A 4,143-nucleotide genomic window follows, 5' to 3' on the forward strand; every position below is an offset into this window, starting at 1 on the left:
AGGTTGATTCTTATTTTGGAATGAGGAAAGTATCCATTGAGAACGGAACATTCTTGTTAAACAACAAGCCTTACTATCAGAAGCTGGTACTTGACCAAGGGTATTTCCCGAAAGCACTATTGACAGCGCCGACTGATGAAGACTTGAAAAACGATATTGTACTTGCAAAAGAAATGGGCTTTAATGGCGCTAGAAAACATCAAAAAGTCGAGGATCCCAGGTACTTCTATTGGGCAGATAAGCTAGGATTTTTAGTATGGGGTGAAATGGCAAATTGCTCAGAATACAGCGAAGAAGCCGCTAGAAGAATCGCAACCGAATGGTTTAATGTTGTAAAGAGAGATTATAATCACCCAAGCATCATCGTCTGGGTGCCGTTAAATGAAAGCTGGGGGATTTCCCGTGTTGCCTATGATCAGCAGCAACAGAATCATGCGACATCGATGTATTATTTAACAAAATCAATTGATACAACACGCCCTGTATTATCTAATGAAGGCTGGGAGCATACCATTTCAGATATATGTGGCATTCATAACTACAACTCACCTGAAGAGATTCTAGAAGCATACGTATCGACTGAAAAGGCAGTGACAACAGAACCTGCAAAGCGTCCAATCTATGCAAATGGATATGCTTATAGAGGCGAGCCTATTCTGTTAACAGAATATGGAGGAATTGCTTATAAAGTAGWTGAACAAGAAGGCTGGGGGTATTCGGCAGTGCACTCAGCAGAGAGCCTGGTTGAGGAGTACCGCAAAGTGAATGAAGCTCTCTTTGCATCGCCAGTTCTTCAAGGCTTCTGTTATACACAATTAACCGATGTTGAGCAAGAAATTAACGGATTACTGACTTATGATCGCAAACCAAAATGCGACCTCAAGCAAATTCGTGAAATTAATATGCAGAAATGATAAGTCATGTACGCCTTGTTTTTTACAAGGCGTATTTTTATCCGCAAACTCTATATAAAGGAGAAAGAGATGAAAAGACTTTTACTTTTATGCTTAATCTTAATAAGTTTAGTAGGGTGTAAGCAGGCAAGTGAGAATACTTCCAACATGGAAGTAGCTTATCAAAACCCTGTATTTGAACCAGTTTTGGCCGATCCTTCCATCATACAAGCTGAAGATGGATATTTTTATGCGTACGGCACGGAAGATCATTTTGGGGATGAACGTGGGCAGCCATTGATTCCAATTGTTCGCTCAACTAACTTAATAGATTGGGAGTATGTGGGAGAAGCGTTAATAGAAAAGCCGGAATGGAAAGATCAAGGTTTTTTATGGGCACCTGATATTGTTTACCACAATGACAAATACTATCTCTATTACGCCATTTCCACTTGGGGCGATCCAGACCCAGGTATTGGTCTTGCTATAGCCGATTCACCAGAGGGACCATTTGAAGATCAAGGAAAATTATTTACTAGCTCAGAAATAGGCGTGAATAACTCCATTGACCCGGCGTTTTATAGAGACGGAGAACAAAACTACTTATTTTGGGGGAGCTTCCACGGCATCTACGGTGTAACATTAACGGAGGATGGCACGGAAGTCTCAGGAGAACCTTTTCAAATTGCAGGAGATGCCTTTGAAGCTCCTTATATCATTGAACGGGAAGGTTATTACTATTTCTTTGGTTCCCTAGGATCCTGCTGTGAAGGGATTGCAAGCCAATATAGATTGGCAGTAGCAAGAGCAGAGAACATTGAAGGGCCATACGTAGATCAAGATGGTTTAAATATACTTGATACCCATGGAACCCTACTATTAGAGGGTGAATCTTTGGATAGTAGCAGCGATGAAGAGCAAGTTTTTGTGGGACCTGGCCATAATGCATTGGTAACGGATGATAATGATGTCGATTGGTTGATCTACCATGCAATTGAAAGAGATCAACCTTATCTTCCATTAGGAGCGACAAGAAGACCATTAATGATCGACCCCCTTCAATGGGTTGGTGGTTGGCCGGTTGTCGAGGGGGGAACTCCTAGCAAAGGCGAACAAGAAGMTCCTTATTTTGAATAATAGATTGCTAATAGTTGTGAGGGTCTCATCAAATAGCAAGTTTTACTTTTTAAACCTTGATTGGCCATTGCCTTTTAAGGTTTTTTTATGAGTTTAAACATAATAAAAAATCGAGTACAAAACCAATTACGATTTCATACTCGACTTCCTATTGATTTTCTAATGTCACGTTATCTCCAAAATGAGAACAAGCCAATGGCATCAAGAAATACGATGATGATCGCAAATGGTGTTACATATTTTAAGAGGAAGTACCAAGTGATAAATAGCTTAGACCCCACTGAAGAACCTTGTTTTAATTCATTAAATAGTGTCGTTTTAGACATTTTAAGTGGAACAAACAATGAGATTAATAGGGCCCCTAAAGGCATTAAGATATTACTCGCTAATTGATCAGCTGCATCAAAGAAGGTCCGGCCGAAGATCTCTACATCTGCCATTACTCCAAATGATAAACAAGCAGGAATGCCGCATATAAATGCGGATAGTCCTATGATCCAGCTTGCTTTTACGCGTTTGGTCGAATCTTTTTTCACTCGTGATGCAACGATGATTTCTAGTAGTGAAAATGCCGACGTAAGTGCTGCGAATAAAAATAACACTAGAAAGGCGATTAATAAAAATTGCCCAAGTAGCATCTGTTCAAAAATTGCTGGAAGGACGACAAAGATTAATTGCGGACCTTCACTCGGTTCAAGACCAAATGTAAATACCCCAGGAAAAATAATTAACCCGGCTAAAAGAGCAACAAAAATGTTCATAATCCCAATGGAACCTGCTGCTAGTGGCAAGCTTTGCGTTTTTGGCACATAGGAACTGTACGTAACCATAATCGAGATCCCAAGTGATAAAGCAAATAAAGCCTGTCCGAGTGCAAATAAAATCGTCTCTGATGTGATGCTTGATAAATCTGGCAGCAATAAAAATTGTACCCCTTCCATCGCACCCTCTAGAGTAAGAGATCGGATGGCAATAATGATTAGCAGAATAAATAATGCAGGCATCATCAATTTACTTGCTCGCTCAATTCCTCTTTGAATTCCTTTTGAAACAACGAGTACTGTAAATAAGATAAATAGTAATTGTGCAGCCAATGTCGCATATGGATTGGCAATACTATTTCCTAATTGATTCCCAAGTTGATCGACGCTTAAACCAGATAGTTGTCCCGTWATGGCACTGGCTAAATAGATCAAAATCCAGCCACCAACTACGCTATAAAACGTAAGAATAATGAAGCATGTGATGACACCAATCCAACCCGTTGCTACCCATGTTGATTTTGGAGCTAGCTCTTTGTATGTTGAGATAGCATCTTTCCCTGTATGACGACCGAGGATAAATTCACCTATTAAAAGCGGCAAGCCGATTAAGAGAGTAAACAAAATAAATAATAAGAAAAAGGCGCCTCCACCACTCGTTCCCGCTACATAAGGGAATTTCCAAATCGCTCCAAGACCGATTGCTGTACCTGCCGTCGCATAAATAAATCCTATCTTCGACGACCATTGTTCGTTTTGCGTTTCCAATCCCTTCAACTCCTACTTCTCTACTGTACTGTATAAAAATAAAATAATTTCAACTTACCTATAGTAACAAAGCAATACTGCCAGAACAACCGGAAATTTCTTACCATTCTCACTATTTTTTATAGAAGAAAAAGCGACTACCGTATTCAAGTAATCGCTCGTTGTGCCTTCTTATGATTGATGTCTTATTCCTTCCAAAACAATTCATCTAATGTTTTATCTAATATCTTACAGATGGCAAGGCATAAATTTAACGTGGGATTGTATTTCCCTGCTTCAATGAGACCGATTGTTTGTCTAGTAACGCCCACTTTTTTAGCCAAGTCTTCCTGTGAAAGGTCATGTTCAATGCGAGCCATTTTTAATCGTATATTTTTCATCCGATCACTTGCCTTCATCTTCATCTAATTGCTTTTGATTGATTTGATCACTCTTCTTCTTGGCAGCCGTATGAGTTACCCATGTAAATAAGATAAAGAATGGAGCGTAGATAAATAGGGAAACACCAAATACGATAGCAAAGTAAGATATGGCTTGCTGGGTGCCCTCTGCATAGTTGATGGCGCTGTTCGTTGCGAAAAGAA

Annotated in this window: 5 protein-coding genes; 2 read left to right on the forward strand and 3 right to left on the reverse strand. The window is 39.7% G+C overall.

Translation table 11 applies throughout. From position 1 onward, the window contains the following. Positions 1–914: glycoside hydrolase family 2 TIM barrel-domain containing protein (locus tag AB685_RS27495; RefSeq protein ID WP_047973782.1), on the forward strand; the 914-nt coding region annotated here is incomplete at its 5' end. Between the two features lie 69 nt (positions 915–983). After that, entirely contained in the window at positions 984–2,030 is a 1,047-nt protein-coding gene (locus AB685_RS27500; protein ID WP_047973783.1) for a family 43 glycosylhydrolase, read from the forward strand. Between the two features lie 170 nt (positions 2,031–2,200). Here the strand turns inward: AB685_RS27500 and AB685_RS27505 are convergent, their stop codons facing one another. The 3 genes from AB685_RS27505 to AB685_RS27515 all read right to left on the reverse strand — a co-directional run. Then, positions 2,201–3,559, reverse strand: coding sequence for a sodium-dependent transporter (locus AB685_RS27505; RefSeq protein ID WP_047973784.1), 1,359 nt, complete (start codon positions 3,557–3,559; stop codon positions 2,201–2,203). Positions 3,560–3,744: 185 nt separating this feature from the next. Further along, the gene (locus AB685_RS27510; RefSeq protein WP_047973786.1) at positions 3,745–3,939 is read right to left on the reverse strand and encodes a helix-turn-helix transcriptional regulator; all 195 of its coding nucleotides are present in this window, start codon (positions 3,937–3,939) and stop codon (positions 3,745–3,747) included. A gap of 4 nt (positions 3,940–3,943) precedes the next feature. Beyond that, positions 3,944–4,143, reverse strand: a 200-nt coding sequence (locus AB685_RS27515) for a DUF6773 family protein (RefSeq protein ID WP_047973785.1), incomplete at its 5' end; no start/stop codon positions are given.

Source organism: Bacillus sp. LL01, assembly GCF_001037965.1.

What these genes read in the sequence shown, in the direction of transcription:
- AB685_RS27510 (WP_047973786.1), bottom strand. Translation starts at nt 3,939, where the DNA reads ATGAAAAATATACGATTAAAAATGGCTCGCATTGAACATGACCTTTCA.